This window comes from Aeromonas sp. 604176, from assembly GCF_049170755.1.
In the GTDB taxonomy this organism is placed as follows: Bacteria; Pseudomonadota; Gammaproteobacteria; order Enterobacterales; family Aeromonadaceae; genus Aeromonas; species Aeromonas veronii_A.
Window position 1 is genome coordinate 1 of record NZ_JAAKNE010000283.1, and the last position, 948, is coordinate 948.

At 59.5% G+C, this 948-nt stretch carries 1 protein-coding gene and 1 pseudogene; both read left to right on the forward strand.

Annotated elements, in window-relative coordinates:
- A partial coding sequence (locus tag G5358_RS21365) for a MotA/TolQ/ExbB proton channel family protein (RefSeq protein ID WP_421324912.1) occupies positions 1–795 on the forward strand: 795 nt, incomplete at its 5' end.
- Positions 796–805: 10 nt separating this feature from the next.
- Positions 806–948: pseudogene (locus G5358_RS21370) on the forward strand (MotA/TolQ/ExbB proton channel family protein); the annotation flags it as partial.

Here is a 948-nt window from a genome sequence, read left to right on the forward strand (position 1 = left end):
GTCACCCAGATCGGTGAGTTCAACACTGTCTCCGAAGGCAAGTACCTCACCTTCGTGCCGGAGACCGGCAAGTTCGAGCAGCTTTCCCGTCAACCTGACAAGGGGGTGCTGGAACCGATCGCCGAGTTTGAACAGGGCGGTGACGGGGTCAAGCCCATCTTTATCGACCCGTCTCGCGGCGTGATCCTCTCTCTGCTGGTGCAGTCACCGACTCTCAAGGAGCGGATCGATCAGGGTGGTGAAGTGGGTTACGTCATCATGGTGCTCGGTGTGCTCGGTACCCTGCTGGCCATCTTCTGCGGTATCCGCCTGTCGCTGATCGGCTCGTCCATGCGCAAGCAGCTGAAATCTGATCAGATCATCAAGGGCAACCCCATTGGTGACATGCTGGGGGCCTACCAGAGCCATCGCGGTGACAACATCGAGGATCTGGAGTCCAAGCTCGACGAGATCATCCTGCGCAACGTGCCCAAGTTCGAGAAGGGCATCAGCATCATCAAGCTGATCGCCTCGGTCGCGCCGCTGCTGGGTCTGCTCGGTACCGTAGTGGGGATGATTGCCACCTTCCAGGCCATCACATTGTTCGGTACCGGCGATCCCAAGCTGATGGCGGGCGGTATCTCGGAGGCGCTGGTGACCACCATGCAGGGTCTGGTCGTCGCGGTGCCCATGCTGTTCCTCTACACCATTGTGCAGACCCAGAGCCGTCGTCTGATCCAGGTGCTGGAAGAGCAGAGCGCCGGTTTCGTCGCCCGTTATCAGGAACGTCTGCACGCCTCCAAAGCCGCAGCGTAAGGAGTCACCCATGTGGTTCTGGTTGATTGAAGAAGTCGAGTCGGTCCGCCGGTTTTTGGGATTGGGGGGCGATGTACTGGTCGCCCTGTTCTTCCTGACCCTGATGATGTGGGCCCTGCTGCTGGAGCGCTGGTTCTACTTCATGGCGGTCTA